Origin of the sequence: Mesorhizobium sp. ZC-5 (genome assembly GCF_025753855.1) — a bacterium.
GTDB lineage: Bacteria > Pseudomonadota > Alphaproteobacteria > Rhizobiales > Rhizobiaceae > Neomesorhizobium.
On record NZ_JAOWPT010000007.1, the window covers coordinates 130274 to 150001 of the forward strand.

Annotated in this window: 18 protein-coding genes and 3 pseudogenes; 7 read left to right on the top strand and 14 right to left on the bottom strand. The window is 59.6% G+C overall.

Annotated elements, in window-relative coordinates; genetic code table 11:
- Positions 1-518 precede the first annotated feature (518 nt).
- Together OHD58_RS19360 and OHD58_RS19365 are read right to left on the bottom strand one after the other, a co-directional pair.
- Positions 519-791 (bottom strand): hypothetical protein, encoded by a 273-nt coding sequence (locus OHD58_RS19360; RefSeq protein WP_263805025.1) that lies wholly within the window; start codon positions 789-791, stop codon positions 519-521.
- Between the two features lie 422 nt (positions 792-1213).
- Positions 1214-1459, bottom strand: coding sequence for a hypothetical protein (locus OHD58_RS19365; RefSeq protein ID WP_263805026.1), 246 nt, complete (start codon positions 1457-1459; stop codon positions 1214-1216).
- Positions 1460-2218: 759 nt separating this feature from the next.
- Between OHD58_RS19365 and OHD58_RS19375 the strand changes: the two are divergent.
- From OHD58_RS19375 to OHD58_RS19385, 3 genes and pseudogenes are all read left to right on the top strand, one after another.
- Positions 2219-2709, top strand: a pseudogene (locus OHD58_RS19375) (DUF1173 family protein).
- 345 nt (positions 2710-3054) lie between these two features.
- On the top strand, positions 3055-3948 hold the full coding sequence (gene panC, locus OHD58_RS19380) for a pantoate--beta-alanine ligase (protein ID WP_263805030.1): 894 nt from the start codon (positions 3055-3057) through the stop codon (positions 3946-3948).
- Positions 3949-4661: 713 nt separating this feature from the next.
- Positions 4662-5840, top strand: a complete 1179-nt coding sequence (locus OHD58_RS19385) for a hypothetical protein (protein WP_263805031.1) — start codon at positions 4662-4664, stop codon at positions 5838-5840.
- Between the two features lie 356 nt (positions 5841-6196).
- Here the strand turns inward: OHD58_RS19385 and scpB (OHD58_RS19390) are convergent, their stop codons facing one another.
- Together scpB (OHD58_RS19390) and OHD58_RS19395 are read right to left on the bottom strand one after the other, a co-directional pair.
- Entirely contained in the window at positions 6197-6913 is a 717-nt protein-coding gene (scpB, locus tag OHD58_RS19390) for an SMC-Scp complex subunit ScpB (RefSeq protein WP_263805032.1), read from the bottom strand.
- Between the two features lie 6 nt (positions 6914-6919).
- A complete protein-coding gene (locus OHD58_RS19395; protein ID WP_263805033.1) occupies positions 6920-7930 on the bottom strand; it encodes a DUF1403 family protein in 1011 nt (336 codons plus the stop codon).
- Between the two features lie 118 nt (positions 7931-8048).
- Here OHD58_RS19395 and OHD58_RS19400 point away from each other — a divergent pair, with 118 nt between their 5' ends.
- Positions 8049-9197, top strand: coding sequence for a site-specific integrase (locus tag OHD58_RS19400; protein ID WP_263805035.1), 1149 nt, complete (start codon positions 8049-8051; stop codon positions 9195-9197).
- Between the two features lie 345 nt (positions 9198-9542).
- Here OHD58_RS19400 and repC read toward each other — a convergent pair whose 3' ends face one another.
- The 10 genes from repC to OHD58_RS19445 all read right to left on the bottom strand — a co-directional run bounded on the left by repC (position 9543) and on the right by OHD58_RS19445 (position 17157).
- Complete coding sequence (repC, locus tag OHD58_RS19405; protein ID WP_263805036.1) at positions 9543-10748, bottom strand: plasmid replication protein RepC; 1206 nt, start codon at positions 10746-10748, stop codon at positions 9543-9545.
- A gap of 154 nt (positions 10749-10902) precedes the next feature.
- Complete coding sequence (repB, locus tag OHD58_RS19410; RefSeq protein WP_263805037.1) at positions 10903-11868, bottom strand: plasmid partitioning protein RepB; 966 nt, start codon at positions 11866-11868, stop codon at positions 10903-10905.
- A 76-nt stretch (positions 11869-11944) separates the two neighbouring features.
- Positions 11945-13147, bottom strand: a complete 1203-nt coding sequence (repA, locus tag OHD58_RS19415) for a plasmid partitioning protein RepA (protein WP_263805038.1) — start codon at positions 13145-13147, stop codon at positions 11945-11947.
- A gap of 1012 nt (positions 13148-14159) precedes the next feature.
- A complete protein-coding gene (locus OHD58_RS30745; protein ID WP_412177250.1) occupies positions 14160-14285 on the bottom strand; it encodes a hypothetical protein in 126 nt (41 codons plus the stop codon).
- A 9-nt stretch (positions 14286-14294) separates the two neighbouring features.
- Positions 14295-14657, bottom strand: a complete 363-nt coding sequence (locus OHD58_RS19420; RefSeq protein ID WP_263805040.1) for a Fic family protein — start codon at positions 14655-14657, stop codon at positions 14295-14297.
- A 27-nt stretch (positions 14658-14684) separates the two neighbouring features.
- A complete protein-coding gene (locus OHD58_RS19425; RefSeq protein ID WP_263805042.1) occupies positions 14685-14855 on the bottom strand; it encodes a hypothetical protein in 171 nt (56 codons plus the stop codon).
- A 30-nt stretch (positions 14856-14885) separates the two neighbouring features.
- Positions 14886-15125, bottom strand: coding sequence for a Fic/DOC family N-terminal domain-containing protein (locus OHD58_RS19430; RefSeq protein WP_318528270.1), 240 nt, complete (start codon positions 15123-15125; stop codon positions 14886-14888).
- Positions 15126-15371: 246 nt separating this feature from the next.
- Positions 15372-16517 (bottom strand): tyrosine-type recombinase/integrase, encoded by a 1146-nt coding sequence (locus tag OHD58_RS19435; RefSeq protein ID WP_412177247.1) that lies wholly within the window; start codon positions 16515-16517, stop codon positions 15372-15374.
- Positions 16514-16900, bottom strand: a complete 387-nt coding sequence (locus tag OHD58_RS19440; protein WP_263805044.1) for a type II toxin-antitoxin system VapC family toxin — start codon at positions 16898-16900, stop codon at positions 16514-16516. Before OHD58_RS19440 ends, OHD58_RS19435 begins: the two co-directional genes overlap by 4 nt.
- Complete coding sequence (locus OHD58_RS19445; protein WP_040583545.1) at positions 16900-17157, bottom strand: type II toxin-antitoxin system VapB family antitoxin; 258 nt, start codon at positions 17155-17157, stop codon at positions 16900-16902. Before OHD58_RS19445 ends, OHD58_RS19440 begins: the two co-directional genes overlap by 1 nt.
- A gap of 169 nt (positions 17158-17326) precedes the next feature.
- Here OHD58_RS19445 and OHD58_RS19450 point away from each other — a divergent pair.
- The 3 genes and pseudogenes from OHD58_RS19450 (at position 17327) to OHD58_RS19460 (ending at position 19699) form a co-directional block, all read left to right on the top strand.
- Positions 17327-18318: pseudogene (locus tag OHD58_RS19450) on the top strand (DUF1403 family protein).
- Positions 18319-18323: 5 nt separating this feature from the next.
- A pseudogene (gene scpB / locus OHD58_RS19455) lies at positions 18324-18910 on the top strand (SMC-Scp complex subunit ScpB).
- 306 nt (positions 18911-19216) lie between these two features.
- Positions 19217-19699: a hypothetical protein gene (locus OHD58_RS19460; protein ID WP_263805047.1), complete on the top strand. Its 483-nt coding sequence runs from the start codon at positions 19217-19219 to the stop codon at positions 19697-19699.
- Positions 19700-19728 lie beyond the last annotated feature (29 nt).

The following is a 19728-nucleotide window of genomic DNA, read 5'->3' on the forward strand; positions in this document are numbered from 1 at the left end:
GGAGGTCATGCGAACGGGCAGCCGATTTATTTCATATGCCCGGTGTGTCCCAATGCCGACAGGCTGATCGGCTTTAGTTCCGGGGAAGGCGACTTCAAGGTCTGCTAGGGGAACCGTGTGGGCGCCTCTGCAGCCAAATCTTCCGAACTACCCAGGCAAAGCCTTCCTGCCGGGATCGCGCTTTTCAGGTGTCCGCCGCATTGCACCGGGCACGCACACGGGGGACAGCGCGAACATTCCAGGCGCAAATTTGGGGGAAGTAGGGAGCCTCGCCGTTCTTGCATAGCTGCACTGCACAAAATGTGTTTGCGCATTGCACAACTTTTAGCCACTAGGGCTACAGCTGGTGCACACGATGGTTTCCTCCCATTTCCATCGCGTCAGCTGTTCCTCTGGAGGTTTCAACCTTCACACCTAAAGGGCCTCGGTTTTCCGATGGCCCTGTTTTTTTGGCGGTACCATTACCTTCGTCACTGTGCGCAAAGTGGGGCGAAGCTTCAGCCATCGGACTTTAGGGGTCATTTCTGCCTGGCGGAGTCGACCCCTCCCGACAGAAGCCTGACCTTTGCCAGTCTTCTACGGGCAAGCGTTCGCGCCAAAAGTTCAAAGCCGCGTCCGTAAGATTCAACAATGAACGCCAGCGTCATCAGATCGAGCAGAAAGTCGTCGATCGCATGTGTGAGCGCGTCAGACCTTTGTTCAAGCTGAAGCAGCAGGGCGCGCGTCTCTTCGATTGCGGCCCCGAAATCTTCTGCGTCAATCCGCGAGTCGATCCTGTCGAATATCTGCAAGCGTCCTCACTCTCCCCAAGACATACTTAGCGCATGTTCAAGTTGCACGGGGGAGAGGAAGCGCCTCAAATGACGCTTTCGAAAGAGCGGCCGACAAGCTCAGCGCGCAAACCCTATCAGTCAATTCTTCACCTTCCCCGTCATTGAGCCCGACCATCCAATATCTGGATAAGCAGGCTGCGGGCTTCGACATTCCGAAGACTTGAGGCCGCGCGCATCGGGACCAACCCCATGCGGCGGAGAACTGGGCCGCGAGCGCCGGACGGCCGGCGATTTTCTCTTAAGCTTCGGCCCTCTAGAAATTGGGCATGGATGACACAGCAAGCTTTCCGATCTGTACGATAATACGCCCCGTATTGGCGGCGCGTGTGACAGCTTCGATCGCCTCCGCTACGCGAACCAAGCGTTTCGTTCGGCGTTTTTCATTGAGGCCGACCAGATGCTGACGCACTACCGAATGGTTGATGAAATTGCGCCTTACGAGAGAGCTGAATATCGCCCCGCCGTGTCCTGTCGCGGCAGTTGAGAAGGTCGACCAAGTCGTCGGCCTCTTCGATAGGCATGTCGATTAAGGGGACGCCCACCTCGACGACCGGCAGCCCCGTGAAGACGTCGATAATGTCCCACGTGCCTTCGGGCGTCTTCTCTATGTCGTAACGCTGGGCCATTGGGGGTTTGGGCGGGATATCTAGAGGTTACAGGTGATCCTTTGGGCTCCGAGAATGGCCTCCCGATCGGACTGCTCTAGCGCCTCAATTTAACGAAGCGAGCGGACTTGGCAATCCTAGGTCGACCGCCAGATTTCGCATGACGCGTTAATAACATCGGCTGCGAATGCAAACCGTCTTGTTTCGGAAAGACTGACCTAGCGAAACGGGTTCCAGCAGATCTGAACAAAGCAGACCGTCGAACAAAAAAGGCCGGGCTCGAATGCGGCCCGGCCAAAGGAAGGTCAAAACCTTCAGAGGGGAACACCGTTTAGCGGAATGGGAGGAAAACCGCCGAACGATTTTGTCTTTCTGAGCTCATTTCAGGGCTTTGGCGACGAATTACATTCCAAAGAAAGCGCGAAACGGCAAAGATTCGTGCTCCGACCGCAAACTTGAAGACGACATGGTACCGGCGTGCCACATCGGCATACGAACGCAGTCGGCTTTTCAGGTGACATGTCGGAACAACGGTGCCCGACCACTTGCCGGTCCGCGGGCCTCGGCCGCCATTCTTTCGGCAGGCTCAGAAGCGGCATGGTCGCATTCCCGCCGCGCCTAAGAAAAACGGAACGGAAGCCCTGGACGCCGGCGGCGGCGTCACGACGCGATGCAAGGTCGCACGCAAATAGCCATCGACGCCAGTTCGAGCACCGCGCCGAGATTGACGACTTGCCTCGGCACCATATGCCCGACGCGCCGGTCTTCTTGGATGAGAAAATGTTCAAGGCGGTGCCGAAGCTCTTTGCAGCGGAATTCGACCTGTTGCGACTGCACGAAAATTCGCACCTGATCATTAACGCAACGGTCATGCGGAAGCCGTTCGGCATCATGTCGATCGACGAAATCGGCTTTCTGAAAGTGACGGAGAATTGGATTCTGTTCAGCACAACGACAAAAAGGATTTGATCGAGGTCCTGACCAGGGAGCATCGGCGATTTGTGAAAACGTTGCGCTACAACGCCTTGCCGGCGGCGCCGATGGCGTTTGGTCTTCTGACCGACGCTGACTGGCAGGGAACGGCCCTTTTCGTCGTACCGTACGATGCTAAGGGGGCCGTGCGGTCGGAATTCGACCATCTGATTTCAAGCTGCGAGCTTCAAACCTGGTGCTGGGACGCAAGCGGCCCTCGGCCAGCGCTGCTGGGCAAACAGCAGCGGCTTCCCGCGCCGGACAGCAGACCGGCTTTGGAATATCAACCGAACACGTGAAACACGGGATCTCCAAGTCTGAGCGCACCGCGTGCCAAATCGGGCGCAATAGCGCCCGTCAACCGGCGCCGAAACCCGCGAACTAACTAGAGGACACTCACGTCGGACCCACGCGAGAACATCGTCGGCAAATTATTGTGCGCTGCAATTTTCTCTTTCGCACTTGCACAAAAATGTGGCAAATGCATCATTGCCTGACGTTGCGGAAGGACCTTGAGATGGCCCGGCACGTCTACGGGCGAAGTCGAGGCGGCGAGTGCAAAGTGCGCAAGAGGCACGAGCACCGATTTCCGCTGGCCATGTGGTTGGCGGCGCGCCCGAGGCGGGTAGAAGAGGAGCGTCGGCGTGAGCATTCCCATCCTTCGCACAGTTGCGGAACTGCGCAGCATCGTAGCCGTGTGGCGCCGAGAGGGCTTGAAGGTTGCCCTGGTTCCTACCATGGGCGCCCTCCACGACGGACACCTCAGCTTGGTGCGAGCAGCCCTCGCCAAGGCCGACCGGGTGATCGTAACGCTGTTCGTCAATCCGAAGCAGTTCAACAGCCTTGCCGATCTCCAAGCATATCCGCGTACTGAACATGACGATGCTGCGAAGCTGGCGTCGGTTGGAGCCCATATCGTCCTCTATGCACCGGATGCGCTGGACATGTATCCGAAGAGCTTTGCCACGACTGTATCCGTGAGCGGGGTGAGCGAGGGCTTGTGCGGTGCATTCCGGCCGGGCCATTTCGATGGTGTGGCGACAGTCGTGACAAAGCTTTTCCTGCAGACTGGCGCCGACCTCGCTTTCTTCGGCGAGAAAGACTTTCAGCAGTTGCATGTGGTGCGCCAACTCGTGCGCGACCTCGACGTTCCGATCGAGATCGTCGCCTGTCCGACAGTGCGCGAAAGCGATGGACTGGCGATGTCGTCCCGCAATGTGCGGCTACGCGAAGCCGAGCGCCAGGCAGCACCGCGACTGGCCGAAATCCTTCACGAAGCGAGCGAGCAACTGACAGACGGAGACCCCGTTGCACGCGTTCTTGCCGTCGCGCGCCAGACCATACTTGCTGCGGGTTTTGAGCGCGTGGAATATCTCGAACTGCGTGCCGACGAGGACCTAATGCCAATGGCGGCGCTCGACCGTCCCGCACGACTGCTCGCCGCCATCTGGCTTGGACAAACCCGGCTGATCGACAATGTAAGCGTCCGTCCGCGGCAAAATGCTGGCGCCTTCAACAGAGCGACAATCGCAGCATGAGATCGGACCCTAACATTCGCCGCTTTCAGCGCCTCGGCCTTACAACGCGGATACCCTCAGCGACCTCAACCAGAAACGGATCTCGGTCATTGCGACCGGCGAGCCGTCGAACACTTACCCCCCGCGGGCAAACTCACGCGATCGCCAGCGCAAGGCTGAGCGTATTTCGGCAGCTGTGCGAATCAGGCAAGCCGCCGAAACTCCTGGCGGCCACGTTGCCTAAATGAATGCGATAAAGTCGTCGATCACGATCCAGCATGGCCAGGGATATTCGAAGAGCAAAAGCGTCGGATCTTGGAGGTGATCGGCGACATGGTCGAGAGCATCCATGACAGAGCTATGACGGAATTTGGGAGACTGGGTTGATCAAGCGGCGCTTTGCGGCTTCATTTCGATGACCTCGATGCCGTCCTGGAACCTGGCACCTGCGAGCAGTTTGGGCGGCGTTTTCACGTTGTTTGAAATGTGGCCGCGTGGGAAGCCGTGAGTGCACGGCCTGCCTGAAAAGCGCGGTGTCGGCCTCACGCGGATTAGCGCAGATACTACAACGAGGTGCGCCGGCATGGGGCGATCGGGCACAAGGCCCGATCTCGTTGCTCAATCCCGATGGCGCCACCAGCCCGCGATCGTGAGAAAGCCGGGAAATTCTACCTTCCGGCGGTCCAGAAAATGGTATCGGAGCAGCAGTGAGTTCAAGTCTAAAGGTCCAACATATGATCGATGGGTTCGGTTTTCCGATGCTCAATTGGATTTATCCGGGCAGGGGAAAAATCCTGCCTTCCGGCGCCGCATGTGGATCCTGCGCAGCCAGGATTATACTTTTGTACGCAGTCGCTTTTTTAGTAGCTCTAGGCACCGATCCCGCCTTTGCCCATGTGAAGTGGTTCTCTGCATACGACCTGGGCATGCCCCCTCAGCCGCTTTCGTCGCTCATCAACCCGCTGTTCATCGGGTCGGTACTGCTTTCGATGTGCTTTGTCATCGTAATGTTCTGGTTCGATGCCTGGCTCGCCTCCTGGCCTGCCTACGCCGACTACATGCGTCAGTTTGAACATTGGCGGAGGGCATCGCCGGATCTCCTTCGCATCGGGCTAGGGCTATTTCTTTGGGCACTGTGGCTGCTTGGAGGAATTATCCTCACGCCTGAGCTAAGGATCAGCAGCACCTATATCGGCTGGCTGCAATTTTTCCTGGCCCTGTGCACCCTGACCTGGCCAACGACCCTGATCTCTGGCGCAGGTTTGATTGGATTGTACGCCTATGGCATCCATGATTATGGGGTGTTCCATATGATGGATTATCCGTTGTTCCTCGGCATCGCGGTCTATCTGATCATCCAGTCGGCCCGCCTGGAACGTTTCTACCGTCATGCTGACATGATCCTTGTCGTCTCGCTATCGGCCACGCTCCTTTGGGCTGCGGTTGAGAAGTGGCTCTATTGGTCCTGGACCATGCTGCTGCTGGAGAAGCATAGCTATCTAGCTCTCGGCATAGACCATCATGAATACATCATTTTGGCTGGATTCGTGGAGTTCGTCGCAGCCTTCCTCGTTCTGTTCGGCAGAGCGAGCCAGATATTGGCTTCAATAGTGCTGTTGGCGATATTCACCTCGGCAATTGCTGAATTCGGAAAGATCGATGCGGTTGGACACCTCATGATTATCCTGGCGCTTGTGGTTATCATTCTCGATGGCGTTGCGACGACTGCACATGGCAATTTCACGAGAAGGCAATTGAGGGTGAGCCGAGCAGGCACTGCACCATTGGCTTTTTCAGCATTCCTGTTTCTTTATGTATTTGCCTATTCCTTGATGTATCAGTTGGCTCCCCCGACAGACAAACTCCCAAAGGAACTTCCTAATTCCTTGCCTCGGCGCGATGCCGAAAAGTAAAGTCGGCAGCGTCTGTTTTTGTACCTGATTTGAAGCCGGCGGCAATGGGACTGGGCGGAGCGACAAAGTGTGCAGGAGTCGATCCAGATCTGGGCAACCTGCACAAGCTGCTCTGTTTCGGTGCCCGAGAACTGGAACTTCTTTACTATATCGCCCATGAAGCGCTTGCTCGACGGGTGCCGCCCATGCCCGGCCTCAATGGGATCGATGTCGACATAGAGCCGGTCCCTTCTTGCCCTTGAGCATCTGGGCATGGTTGGTATCGTCGTCGATCCAAGTGTGAATCCTGTAGCCCTTGTAATCGATTCTCATGCGAAACCTCGTGTGGCGCGTTAACCGGTCGTGGTTGATGTCACTCAGCTGAATTCGTCGTCGGCTCTCATTTCGGTTTCGACTGCCGGCAAGATGTCGCCCGCGAGCAGCTTTTCCTTCGACAGCAGCCCCGCATCCTCGAGCGCCTCGACGTCGGGCAGATCGCGCAGTGTGTCGAACCCGAACTCGAGCAGGAATTCTTTCGTCGTGACATAGGTATAGGGCGCGCCCGGCGTCGGGCTGCGCGGGCCGGAGGCGATCAGGCCGGCGCCGCGCAGATGGCCGATCAGGTCGCGACTGATCTCCTTGCCGAAGAAAGACGACAATTCTCCACGCGTGATCGGCTGGAAGTAGGCGATGCACATCAGCACCAGCACCTCCGACTGCGTCAGATCGGCCGCCCGTTCATTGCCGCCGACGGCCGTGCCAAATGCACTGCGGATGGCGTCGGCATAGGCCGGCCGCGTCAGGTGCCGAAAACCGCCGGCGACGGCGACCAGGTCGTAGGGCCGGCCACGCAGTTCCTCCCGGATGTCGTCGATCAAAAGGTCGATGCTGCAGCTTTTTCCGACGATGCGGGCCAGCGTCTCGCGGCTGACCGGTTCGCTGGCCGCGAAAATCGTCGCCTCGACGCGGTTCATCCATTCGCGCCAGCGCGCTTCCGGCGGCAGGTGATCCAACTCGCGGTCAAACAGGCGGTCGCCTGACCGACCGTCGTCTGGTCGGCCTTTCGCTCGTCGCGCGTGCGTCGCCTCGGCCATCGTTTCTCACAGCCCGTAGATGCGGAAGGTCGCTCGACCAGAGAGTTCGCGGACAGCGCCGAGCTCGACCAGGCGGTCGAACAGGCGGCGCAGGCCACGGTCGCTCATCCCGGTGCTTTTGTCGCCGCGCGATGCAACGAGCGCGTCGTCGTTCAGCAATCGGTCGACGACGGTGTCCGCCCCCTTGGCTCTGAGTTTTGGTGCGACGGCGAGCAACCGATCCGCGCGGCGTTCGAGCTCCGCCGAGAGATCGATGGCGAGCAGCGCCGCGTGCGCCTGCGCGGCAAGCAAGAACTTCGCCGGATACGAGGCCGCGGCCGAAGGGGTACCCGCCGGGAGGCGCGCCCGACTGGAACTTTCGCCCCCCTTTGGCTCGCTGGTCAGCACGGGTACTGCATGGCTCCAGCCGAGCCGCTGCGCCAGCAAGGCGTCGGCAAGCCAGGGTCCCATGGCGCGTGGCAGGCCGTGGCCCTCGACGGCCGCGTAGGCGCCTGTCAGCATCCCGACTGCGCCTTCGGTCGTGGCGAGCCGCCGCAGCGCGTCCGCCAGATCGCTGACCGCCGCGCCGTCGCGGGCGAAAAAACCGAATTCCTCCAACACCGCGGCGAGACTTTTCTTCGTCAGAAGCTCCTCTGCGGGCCGCGCTGCCAGCCGGCGCCAGCCGAGGAGCAAAAGGCCGCCCGGCCCAACGTCGTCGCCGGGGCGGGTGAGGAGGAAAGAATCGCGCAGCGCCGCTTCATCCTCGACGCGCCCCGTATGCCGCGCCGTCGCCGCAGCCGCGGCGAGCGCGAGGCGCTGGCGCCAGGCGCCGGCCCATTTTTCGTCGCGGCGCACAACCGCATCCAGCGTGGCGATGGCCGCGCCGGTGGCCAGGGTAGCATCCTCAACGGTTTGCGCCGCCTCCACCGCCTTTCGCAGCCAGCTCGGCACGGTGACAGTCGGAGCGGCCGGGGCGGCGCCGGACTGCGTGACGTGACGGCGTAGGGGCGATTTCGGGCGCAGAATCATCGTCGACATGATGATTCATTGCGGCGCTTATTACAACACAAATGGCAGCAATCCGCCGCACCTGTCGCCACACAATCATGTCCGGTAAGCTTGCCTTATCGGACGTATGCGGCTAGCCTGCCAAATCATGGCAGAGTCTCCGGAAAACACCCCCAAAATCGACGATAGCGCCTCCGACCATCCAGAGGGCGATCTGCCCGACATCGTCGATCTGGTCATGGAGATGGGCGCCTTACCCCCCGCCTCGGGACCGACACCCCGTGTCCCGGCGCCCCTGGAAGCCCTCGTCGCGACCGCGACAAGCTACGCGAAGGCCGCCAGTTCCGAGAACACGCAAAATGCCTACGCCAAGGACTGGCGGCATTTCACCTCCTGGTGCCGTCGGGAAGGGTTCAATCCGCTGCCGCCCTCCAGCCAGGTCATCGGCCTCTATATTGGCGCCTGCGCCTCAGGCAGTGTCATTGACACCGCTGCCGGTGATCCGAAACGCGGCGCCCCTGCCCTCTCGGTCGCGACGATCGAGCGGCGCCTCTCCGGCCTTGCCTGGAACTTTACCCAGCGCGGCGTGCCCATGGATCGCGCCGATCGCCATATTGCCACCGTGCTTGCCGGCATTCGCCGCAAGCACGCAAAACCGCCGCGGCAAAAGGAGGCTGTGCTCGGCGACGATATCAAGGCGATGGTCGCCACGCTCAGCCATGATCTGCGCGGCCTGCGCGACCGCGCTATTTTGCTCCTGGGCTTCGCCGGCGGCCTACGCCGTTCCGAAATCGTCGGCCTCGACGTCGTCCGCGATGATCACAGCGACGGCGCCGGCTGGATCGAGATTTTTCCTGACCAGGGCGTCCTGGTGACGCTGCGCGGCAAGACGGGCTGGCGCGAGGTTGAGGTCGGCCGCGGCGCTTCCGATCAGACCTGCCCCGTCGCCGCCCTTGAGAGTTGGATCCGCTTCGGCCGCATCGCGAAGGGGCCCCTCTTCCGCCGCATCTTCAAGGACAACAAGACCGTCGACGTCGAGCGGCTCAGCGACAAACACGTCGCCCGCCTGGTCAAACAGACCGCGCTCGCCGCCGGCATCCGCTCCGATCTTCCGGAAGGGGAACGTGCGCTGCTGTTCTCAGGGCACTCGCTGCGCGCCGGCCTCGCCTCGTCGGCCGACATCGAGGAACGTTACGTGCAGAAGCAACTTGGCCACGCCTCGGCCGAGATGACCCGCAAATATCAGCGCCGTCGCGATCGGTTCCGCACCAACCTCACTAAGGCGTCCGGGCTTTGAAAAGGGCCCCTCCCCCGGCCGGGCCCGCCTCACGGTGCTGCGGGAGGGCAGGATTTTCCGCCTTATCGCTTCAATTGAACTCGGGACGTGAAAGCGACACAGTATCTTCGGCGGCTTTCTCGCTATCGATAATCACCTCTTATCGATAGCGGTGGAGGCGAATCCGTGGATCAGCGACCTATGAGAGGATGCCATCGTGCCAATCCCCTCCCCTCTTCCGACAGAAAAGCCCACAGCCGGATCGTCAGAGTTGTCGGTCGCTGTGCGGCACGCCCTGTGCGAACCTATCACCGTCAGCATCGCAAAATACTACCTAGCCCGGTCGTCCAGCGGCGCTCGCAATTCTCATCCGGCCATCCTCGCCGTCACGCCATTCGCCTTCAGGGCGGCCATCAGCATAGGTCCGACGGAAAACTGCCCTGCCCTCGCCTTTTCGGTCAAAACCCGCAGATAACCGCCGGCCGAGTTGATGTGCTGGGCCCGCTGCAAGATGCAGGCAATTACGATGGCGGCGACCTCCTGGCCCATCTCATGGCAAGCCTCCTCGTATGCTGAGGGCGAAATACCAAGGTAGCCTCGCACCTGGGCCGCGGTGATCATCAAATCGCGCCAGTTTCCGATCCCGCGCACGGCGTAGTCTGAGATTTCGGGGCACGCTTTCAGCACCAGCCCTATTGGATAGCTTTTCAGCTTCTCATCCGTTCCTTGCCTTGGCTCGACCGCCGCCCTGCTTTTCTCGAAAGCTGGTTCAAATACAAAATTGGAGTCTGTGTTTGAATCAGATTGCTGCCGCTCATTTTGGGACTCATTGGCGCTAGGATTCGTGGAATTCATGAAGCTTTCCAGCATCATATCCACTTCGTCATGAAGTATGGTCAGATCGGCTACAATTGCCTCCAGTTCTGACAACCCTGCCCGCCGCGGGATTGCATCCACAATGGCTCTAAACCGTCTCCAGACGCCTCCCCAGTCGCCAGGAACGTCCTCCTCGATCGCAGCCTCGACAAGTTTGTGGATGTCGCGACGATGGAGCGTAATCCGCTCCCTCATCAACCTGAGAGCCAGGGCGTCGGCGCGCACCTGTTCGGCAGCATGCTGGAACTCAGCAGCCCGCGTCAGCAGCGGCGCTAGCGAAAATCCGAACGCTTCCGCAATAGCGCCACCCTTTCCCTTCCGGGCAAACCTTTTGCCGTTTGGGCTGTCCCGACGGATGACCAGGCCGCAACTCACCAGCTCGGCCAAGTGTCGCCGCAATGTGGAACTGGGCATGCCGTGCGTGCGAAGCGACAGCTGCGCATTCGAAGGAAAGACCATCAGGCCGTTTTCCTCGCTGATCTGATCGTCCGGATAGAAAGACAAGAGCCCGCTCAGCACGGCCAGAGCGCGATCTCCCACACCTACGACAGTCTTGCCTTCGCACAACCAACGATAGACCTGCCATTTCTCGACAAGAGCGCCGTCCGGAATCTCTCGTGATGCCGCATTCGCTTGCACCAAGGCAAGCGTCATCGGCCGCCGCCCAAAGGGCGTCGTCGCGTATCCCCTCTCCATTTCCCTCACCTTTCAATCAGGCAAAAGAAATTGGCTCGCCGAAACGGCGCCACGACTCTTGACAGTGATTCGGGGAAGTGCGATTCTCAGCTTGCTACAGACCGAGAAGGGCTTCCGCGACGGCGACGTTCGGGGGCCTTTTTCTTTTGCGGTTTTAGTCTCCTGTTTTCTTCGCCATTTCCGACTCCCGAAAAGCCTCGAAAAGCTCGTCGAGCTTGCCGGCGATGAATGCGCCAAAGGGCGATGCTTCCTTAGACTTCAAGGCGAGCGTAAACACCTTTCCGGTGTCGGTGATTTTGGCTCGAACCGATCTATCATCGGGTGTCCAAGCCGTTTCCTTGGACTTCGTAGACGCATGCGGGCGTTTCGCTGGCACACTCATGAAGTCGAAGAGGCGGGTAAACCGGGCCTCGCTGGCTGGTTGGGCGAAATCGGTGCCTGCCACATACTCTGCCGCCCTCACCCCTGCCCCGGGCGGCTCCATGAGTTTGGCAAGCTGCCACCAGCGGTCCCGACCAACGCTCTTGGCGGCGCCTATCGCCAAAATGACCCGCTCGGGAATGTTACTGGTAACCGAACGCATCTTCGAGAACGTCGTGTCATCGAGCGCAAGCGCCGACTTCACCGTATCCGGGGAATGGCCCCGCTTGAGAATTCGGTCGGCAAACAGGGTCCTTTCGATGAAGGACAAATTGGCTCTGGCAGCATTTTCCTGCCCTTGGGCGATAACATGGTCCTCATCGTCCATCTTCTTGACGACGGCGCGGACCGGTCGGTCCAACTGGCGCGCGACCCTGACACGCCTGTGGCCAAAGACGGTTTGGAAGCGGCCCGAAACCTCGGGGTGAGGCCTGACAAGAACCGGCGAATCCTGCCCTCTCTCACGAATAGCTGCCAGCAATTCCTGGAAAGCCTCATCGTCATCGTCCATGCGGTCTGAAACGAATGACGTGTCGACTAATGCCGGATCGAGATCGACGACCGAACTCTTCGAGAGTTCCTCGAATGACTGCATAATCGAGCGGGAAGCGCCGCGAACGGCATAGGCTGAGATGTCCTTGACGTTCGCAACCGAGGCCGCGGGGCCCATGACGCTGCCAAATATGTCCTTGCGTGCCATCAATCGCCCCGATTCTCGGTTAGTCGACTGATTTCACGGTCAAAATTCCCATTATTTACTGCCGTAAAACCCGCCGTCATGACCGCCCCCATGCGCGATGGATGAGCGTCGCGATCTCGGAGTTCACCGCATCCAGTGATTCCAGTGCGCGGTCGTAGGTAGAGCGGGTAAAGGACGACTTCTCGACCTCGTAGAGTGTCTGTTTCGTCAACCCCGCATCCGAAATGGCCGTCGACTTGAGCATCGGATTTTCGAGTATCTGGCCGGCCAGCATCGACTGCATGAAGCCAACCATCTGCGCTTGCGGGATGTCTGTCGGTTCGTAGCGCGTGATCAGGTAGCGAAACCAATCCAACTCGATTGCTGCACCGGCTGCCTTGATGGTCTTCAAGATGCCGCCGAGCATCAGCAGGAACTGGCTCATCGACATCAGGTCGAGCATTTGAGGATGAACCGTGATGAGGACAGATGTCGCCGCCGACATCGCCGTCAAAGTCAGATAGCCTAGTTGCGGAGGGCAATCGACAATCACTACGTCATAGCGGTCGTCCACCTCCGACAACGACCTTGCAAGCCTGGTGAAGAACTGGCGACCTACGTTGGACGTTCTGTCCTGCATGGCGAGCGGCGTGTCGTACTCATACTCCTGCAGTTCAAGACTGGCTGGAATGATATCCAGACCGGGAAAATTCGTCGGGACGATCACGTCAGAGATCGGTTTGCGCTCGTCGTCATAACGGATCGCCTCATACAAAGAGAGGTTCCGATCAAGTTCCGGCTGGAAGCCATGCAAGGCGGACAGTGAGGCTTGCGGGTCGAGATCGATGGCAAGGACGCGATGGCCCGTCAGAGCTAGATGCTGGGCGAGGTGGGCGGCGGTGGTTGTCTTGCCGCTGCCGCCCTTGAAGTTGACGACAGCAACAACCTGGAGCTTGTCGCCAGGCTTGCGGTGCGGCACGTATTTCTTGACCTCGGTCCTGCCGTGTCGGTCCAGGAAATGGCGCAGCTCAAGCATCTGCTCCGCGGTATAGGATCGGCGTCCCGACGGTATCTGCTCGGGCAGGGGGCCCTTGCGTTCCAGATGGAGACGCTTCAGATTGTTTTGCGATACTCCCAGATAGTGGGCTACCTCCGCCATCGAAAAAGACCGAAGGGTCTTGGTCGCATTGGGCGGGAACTTGTCCATACGAAGCTGGTTCAGTCGCCGGGATATCTCTTCGCCCTGCTCGATGATCGTGTTATCGAACTCGAAGCGTGGAAGCCGCATGGCAATGTTCATTTCTTGTCGAAACCTGAATTGGCGCTTTTTGTAAGTAATCCACTTAACAAGTGCCATTAAGCTCCGATTCGGCCAACCGCGGCAAGAAGTTTTAGGTTAACAGAACGTTACCGGGGCCGAGAGGCTTTTTACTGCCGGCTGCAGCTGAGGTCATGAAGCCAATGCTCATGTGTGGAAGCCCATATAAATTGCCCCGCGCTCTGAGCTAAACCCATGTTTTCTCTGTAACAAAGGCCCGTTTTTACGGCAGTAAATATGATTCTTGCCGGGGGAGGGATGCAAGCGGCCGCACGCGGAACACGGCCGCCTAGGTCTCAGTCGAGGCCGGCCGCGCGGAGTTGCGGTCACCGTGGAGGTGGGGCGCTGGCTCGCGAGAACACTGGTATCGGATGGATGCCGGCTCGAGCTGACACCATTTCTGGACTCGCCGGCCTGACTGACGCATTCTTGGTGTAGGGCGATGGCGGCGCGGTCGCGGCAGGCACGGTCGGGGCGGGCGCAAGATCATTTTCACATGCTCGCATCTTCATGTTATTGAGGGCCCGCCTATGCGCGAATTGCCCGAGAACATCGATGCTGACGTTGTGATCGAGATCAGTAAGTTGCTCGATTAGCATCCTTACATGGTTCCGGTTCCAGTGCATAAGCTCGCCGGGCTGGTTCGCCAAAGGCTCAAGACCGGTCTACCCAGTCCATGAAGAGTTGGTCATCGAAATGGCCACGACACGCCAATTGGCAATGGTTTTCGATCTGCCAAACCACGAGAATGTCGTGCCGCTCCCGGTGAGACGATAAGTTGGAGACAACGGGCATCATCCGCCGCCGATCGCGGTCCTTCAAGAAACTCAGTTGCTGGCCGAAAAGATATGCCGGAACCAGGGCAATCAAACGGTCCTTCTCGGGTGAGGCAAGATGCACGGACGGTCGGTTTAGTGCCCGGTAGGAAGAAGAGCGCTTCACCGGCCGATTTGCGCTCGCGCACGGTGAGAAGCGCGATCAAGGCCGGATTGATTTAGAGGTTCTCCCGACCAGCCTTGACTTCTTGTGCCAGGCCATTGTCGACGAGGGTCTTTAGATAGACCGATGCCGCCTGTCGTTTCGCTATGCCGGATGAAACCAGGTCGCCGATCCGACGGATTAACGAAGATCATCTCGGATAGCTCTCGGAGTAGATTTTCGGGAGGTCTCGGCGCAAGCGCTCGGCGGTCTGGTCGAGCAGGTCGCGGATCGCGTGTATACGGTCAGTTGACCAGCCAGCAGCCTCCTTTACCGCGGCGAGCATGTAGAGGATCCAACTTTCCCACGCGCCCTCCGTCGTTACGGCGAGAAGGCGATCGTAGTAGGCTCCTTTGTTTCGGATGATATAGCGGCTTAGATAGAGCACCGGGATGTTCAGGAGGCCCTTGTCGACCAGATAGAGCAGGTTCAGCACGCGGCCGGTCCTGCCATTGCCGTCGACAAATGGATGGATGGCCTCGAATTGGTAGTGCATCACGGCGAGGCGGATCAACGGATCGATGTCCTTGGCCTCGTGGATTCAGCGCTCCCAGTTCGCCAGCTTGTCGCGCAGGAGGTTCTCCCCCCTCGGGTGGGGTGTAAACGACCCACCCATCGCCTGGTTGACCAGGGCCGTGCCGGGCGTCGACCGAATGTCGAGTTCGACGCCCTTGATCGTGCGGCACACCGCGACCGCCGTTGACGTCGTCACAGGCGCCTTTGCATAGTTCGTAAGCCCTGATTAAGCGCAGTGCGGTAGCGCAGCGCCTCCTTCGTGGCAGGCATCAGCGAGATTTCCGGCTTCATTGGCGAAGCGAAACAATCGGTCCATCGTTGTGACGATGTTCTCCATTTCGGAACTTGCCTGGGCTTCGAGTAGAGGAATAGAGTTGACCAGGACTGCTTGGTTCGGGATAAGCTGACCCGATACTCTGAGCTCTGCCAAGGCCGCGCGCGCCGCTATGCAGGCCTTGAGCACCACATTCGTTTCAACATCCTCCTTTGGGGGCAGGAGAGGGAGGTCATTGTAAGGCCTGTCAGCCTGAAACGTCCATGTCGATGGTTCCTGGTTCGATCGACATGTCAGGGTTGATATGTCGTTGGCATCGACATATCGTCAAATCGTGTCGATAAAATCGTAATCTGTCGACATATTGTGATTGCAGCAAGGCGATCGCAAACGGAAGCTATTGCCCCTTGGCAAGGCTGGGCTCCCTTGTCAGCGCGTTTACAGCCCGCTGGCCTTGGTGAGATTGACGAGAAAACGGTCGCGGCGGCGCTGATATCTCCGCGTCATCTCTGCTGAGGCGTGGCCGAGCTGCTTCTGCACGTAACGCTCATCGACCTCGGCTGAGGAAGCGAGGCCAGCGCGAAGCGCATGGCCGGAAAACTTTTGGCCGCGTTCGCCTTCCGACAGGTCACCGCGCACCCCAGCAGCGAGCGCCGCGCGCTTGACTAGGCGCGCCACCTCCTGGTCCTTCAATCGCTCGGCGCCGACAGCCTTACCTTGGCCGGTGACGCGTCGAAATAGCGGGCCGTGCCCAATCCGTGCCAGTTTCAGCCACGTCTGCATGGAGACGACCGGGCAGGTGGCATCGGAAGCGCCGCGACCGATCTCGACCTCGCGCCAGCCGGTTTTTCCCCGCAATGTCACCAGCATGCCTTTGTCAAAAATCTCGATCCAGCCCGACGAATCTTTGGTCTGATCGCGGCCAACATCGAGACCAACGATTTCGGAGCGGCGCAGGCCGCCAGCGAAGCCAAGCAACAACATGGCCCGGTCGCGTAGGCCCCGTAAGCTACCGCGATCGAGCGTTTCCAGCATGATCAGAAGATCCTCGGGCAGGATGGCCTCCTTCTGCACCGGCGGTTTTGCGTGGGTGTTGCGAATGCCGGCAAGCACGGTGGCGATGTGGCGGTCTTTGCGGTCGAGCGGCTGGCCACGCTGGGCAAAGTTCCAGGCGAGCGACGAAAGGCGGCGCTCGATCGTCGACACAGAGTTCGGCTTTTTGTCCCCTGTTACGGCCCCCGACGCGCAGGCGGTGATGTAGAGGCCGACCACCTGCGGTTCCGGGGGCAGAGCATCAAGATGCTGGCGCCTGCACCACGCGGCAAAATGCTTCCAGTCAGATGCGTAGGCGCGGCGGGTATTGGCTGAGCTCGCCGCTTCGACATAGTCACGGGCGCGGTCAGCGAGCGCGTCGAGATGAACGGGAAGCCGTTCCATCCCGTTTGCCGTGCCCGCCAGGGGAGGGGAGGGGGCCTTCTTCTGCTCTGCAGGACGTCCCATTTCCATCACTAGGTCGATGATGTCGGGGAGATCGTCCTTTCCGGAACCCGCTGATGAGTCCTGAGCGTCATCAGCCATCGTCATGCTGCCACCACATCTGTCTTGGAAAAGTCATTACCGATGAACAGCAGCGGCTCGTCCGAACGTTTTGCCAATGCGTAGGAGAAGCAATCGGCAAACTTCAGGGCGGCCGGATGATGGCCCTTGCCGTAGGAGAGCCAAGCTTGGGTGGCCAGATCAACCAATTCGGAGTCAACGGGAATGATGTTGACAGCGATCTTATGAAGCCAAAGATCGATCTCGGCCAATGCGTGTTCGCCGCGCCTGCTGACCATCACCATACGTGCTTCGAGTACACAGGTCGCCGGAACCAGACGGATTGGATCGGAGACAAGTGCTCTTTCAAGCCTTGCCGCCTCGGGTTCACTACGCAGGATCGCCACAATGGCTGAGGTGTCGATCACCATCAGTTCGGAATTCCGTGTTCGTCGTACCCGATGATCTCCTCGTCGGTGCGATTATCCCGGTCAGGCAACCGCGCCAGTCTCTCCCGGATCGCGCGCAGTTCCGCGAGCAGACGCTCCTGCGCAGCGTCACCGAAACCCATTCGATGCAGGCGCTCGCTCAGGGCCTGATGAATGGCCGCAGTCTTGCTGATACCCTGGCGGCGTGCGAGCTCCTCGGCGAGGGCGACGGTTGCCGGATTTTTGATGTTGAGGGACACCACAGGCTCCAAAAATCTACCTTTCTGGCATTTTCTACCCATCGTTCTGAGATTTGTCAATAAACGAACGATAATGCAACATTATCGTTCGTTGTGTCAGGGCGACAGGTGCGGCGGTTATTGCGCAAATCAAATACCAAAAGCGCCGCCGTGATTCATCCTGCTTCGGATGATTCTGCGCCTCAAACCCTCTCCGCGCCAATACGCCACGCTTGGCGGTTCGACCGCGGCGATGACGGTGCCGGCCTGGCTGCGTCGGGCTATCCCGGATGTGCAAAGCCTTGCGCGAAAAGATGTTGAGGAGGTCGTGCTCACCGCAGGCGCCACCATCGGCGCGTTCGATGCGGTGGTCCGCCGGCAGGAGCGGTGGGCCGGCGCCTGGCGGCAGCGTCTGGCGCTTTCGGCGGCCGCGGTGACGGCGAAGCAGGCCGGCCGCGTCGAGGATGAAGGCGCGCTGCGCGACGCCGTGCTGCTCACACGGCCGGGCGATTTTTTGTCCGTCGGTCCCGCCGGGCTTTTGCTGATTGCCTGGCGCCGGCTGGCAGCCCGGCCCGGGGACGAATTGCTGACGGAGAAAAACCTCGCTGCGGTGTTGGAAGAGTTCGGCTACGCCCCGGATGATGAGGTGGTCAGCGACCTGACGGACGATCTTCGCCAGTTAGCCGCCATTGACGGGACGGTGGGAATGATGATCGGCGCCATCGTGAGCGCCGAGCGCCACGGTTATGGGCGCGCTGTTGGCGCCTGGCTCGCCGATGCCTGGGCACATGCGGTGCCCCTGCTGGGCGCCGAAGCGGTCTTGGGCACCAGCGCTCGCCCGCGTTGATCGACAGGCAGCTCTGTGGCGACAAGCATTGAGACAGATCCTGAGCGTGCGAAAGGCCTGCTTGCCGCGCAGGCGCGTGCTGCGCTGCGCGCGATTGATCTTTCCGCCGAGCTCGAGCGCCGCGCGGACCGTCTGCTCGCTGTCGCCCCGAAACTCAGGGCCAAGGCGGCGGACGCTGTTGTCAACAAGCTCCTGTCCGACGACGCGATCGTTGCCTCGGAAAAGATCGCGGGCATGAGCGACCGTGGGCTGCGCCGCCTGTTCGACCGCTGGTTGAGCTTGGCGCCGTGCGCGAACTGTCGGGCCGCACCGCGTTCCGCATCTACGGGCTCTGACGACCATGGCGGAAGCGGTGCGCAGACGCGGAAAGGATCGGTCGATCAGCTGACCAGCTGTTTGACCGGGAGCTGGATCACCTGCCGCCGGAGGCACGCTGGCGGGAATGGATGCCGCGCGTCGAGGCCACCATTTTCGCGGCCAGCGAGCCTGTTGGTCGCGAGGTACTTGCGCGGGTCGTCGGCAAGAGCTGGAGCATCGATCTTTTGATCGACGACATTCGCGAGGAGCTGCGCGGCCGCCCCTATGACCTCGTCTCCGTCGTTGTGCATCGCCTACTTCCAGCCGATCACCCGCGCCGAGTTGTCGTCTTTCTTCGGCAAGGAGATCAGTCGCGATTTTATTGGTCATCTGCGCGGTGCCCGCTTGATCGTTTCCGGTCCGCGCAGCCCGACGCCGGGCGCGCCCTACACCTACGTTACGACAAAAGAATTCCTGCTGGAGTTCGGGCTCGACACTCTGCGAGACTTGCCGGATTTCGAGGCGCTCGAGGATGCCGGCCTGCTATCGAAGGAAAAGCTGCTGGCCGCTGACATCACGCCCGACTTTGCCACCGGCCAAGAGGAGGTAGGAGGTGAGACGAGCGAATAGCTGCGGGCGTTCGACGAACTCGACACTTTGTTCAGTCATTGTCGAAATATGCAGCAAATTTCAGACATAGCGCGATTCCGATTGAAGGTCTTGCGTCTCACTCGTCGCTCTCGCCACTTTCTGGGCAGTCACTGGCATAATCGAACAAAGGTAGAACAATGGCTTTGACAATTCTTAGAATCGGTGGATGATCACCAGCCACAGCGTTCGGCGAAGTTGCATTGAATACCGTGAGCCCTGAGAGGGGTCGATAATATCTACCAGCCGCACCGCTTTCTCCATTCAACATTTGATGGGACGAAGTTCATGGCCAAAGACTCTGCACTATTGTCGGAGCTTCATAAACTTATTGGGCAGCGGATGGATGCTGGCCAGATTGCACAACCAAGCCAAATCGTTGCAGATATTTTCGAAAGCAAACCTCTGGCGGGCCCGCATGCTGACTTCTATAAAGCGTTCGCTAAGAAGGAACTGGTAGGTGTCGTCACACGCATGTTGAAGCGCGTGGGGATGAGCGACGATCCTGCGTCTCCACAGATGGTCTTTCCCGGCCACACTCGCTTGGTCAAATCGTATCCCGTGCTTCGCGATGGTGAACGCTCCCTGGTTCCAATAGGCCTTTGCACAACGCACGAACTTTCTAACCATGTCTCGCTTCTTCGAAAGCAGGCAAAAGGCTGCGAGAACCACGCCGCAGAATTAGAGGAGTACCTGGCCAACAAGGCTTCTCGGAGGGAGAACCATGCGGAAATGAAGCAGTTTGAAAAGACCGAAGCCGAACCGGCGTGATAGTCGAGGTGGCCCCTTCCACCGTTTCC